Genomic DNA, 1165 nt, shown 5'->3' with positions numbered 1-1165 from the left:
CCAAAAGTTTCACTAAAGCATCTATTTCTGCAACATTATTCATGCGCTACACCTTTCTAACAATTATTGTGTTCTATATTTTTTGAAAATCAAAGCCGCTATTTCATCGCTTACAGCAGCCCCGCTTTCAGTTTCAATCTTTTTGTTAAACTCGTTTCATCCTAAAAATCGTCAAAACCTATTTCATCGCAACAAATGCTTCGACAAGCTCAGCATAACAGCTTATTTAAGGAGTTGCACAACAAAAAGTATTTACACTTCAATCGGGTTTATTTAACAAAGTAAATGCAAAAAACAAATCAACGCAATTAAGGTTTCTTCCTACACCAACTAATTTCATTGTGTTTCACTTTGTACTTTAAACTTTCTACTTTTACAACATGGTTCTACAATTTTTCGCCGATTACCTCAAACATCAATTTACCGCTAAAACACGTCATGGAACCCACTCGCCGTTTGTCTATAAACTGGCCGATGAGGTAATTTACGACTTTTCTGAAAAAAATAGCTACAAAGCCATAGAGGCGCAGCGAAAAAAACTTTTGGCTGACCAAAGGCAAATCACCGTTACTGATTTAGGAGCTGGTTCACATCTTAATAAAAACAGAACTAAAAAGGTGGCGCAAATTGCTAAAAACGCCCTAAAATCGCCACGTTTGGCACAGTTAATCTATCGCCTAGCGGCTAATCATAACGCTAACGATTTAATAGAATTGGGTACTTGCTTGGGCATTACAACCGCTTACTTGTCAAAGGCGGCACCACAAGCCAACATTTTAACCATTGAGGGCTGCCCGCAAACTGCTGAAGTAGCTTACCAAAACTTTAACGAACTAGGCCTCGATAACATTGAACTGCAAGTAGGCAATTTTAACGATGTGCTGCCAAAGGCAATTGACGAGCGCCAACAATTGGATTTTGTTTACATTGATGGCAACCATACCAAAGAAGCTACATTAAATTATTTTGAATGGTGTTTGCCAAAAATAACCGAAAACACTTTGCTAATTTTTGATGATATTTACTGGAGCGAAGGGATGAAACAAGCTTGGGAGCAAATTAAAGATCATCCAAAAGTTACGGTAACTGTAGACTTATTTTGGATAGGTTTGGTGTATTTCAAAAAAGGCCAAGCCAAAGAGCATTTCAAATTAAAATACTGATG

At 37.3% G+C, this 1165-nt stretch carries 1 protein-coding gene; it reads left to right on the top strand.

Features of this window, described 5'->3' with window-relative positions:
* Positions 1 to 380: 380 nt before the first annotated feature.
* A complete protein-coding gene (locus DUT69_RS18980) occupies positions 381 to 1163 on the top strand; it encodes an O-methyltransferase (RefSeq protein ID WP_113637262.1) in 783 nt (260 codons plus the stop codon).
* Positions 1164 to 1165 lie beyond the last annotated feature (2 nt).

Source organism: Pedobacter namyangjuensis (assembly GCF_003313325.1).
GTDB classification, from domain to species: domain Bacteria; phylum Bacteroidota; class Bacteroidia; order Sphingobacteriales; family Sphingobacteriaceae; genus Pedobacter; species Pedobacter namyangjuensis.
This window is presented reverse-complemented; position numbering and strand designations above follow the sequence as displayed.

Excerpts from the sequence above, each read along its gene's own strand:
- DUT69_RS18980 (WP_113637262.1), top strand. The coding sequence starts at position 381 with ATGGTTCTACAATTTTTCGCCGATTACCTCAAACATCAATTTACCGCT.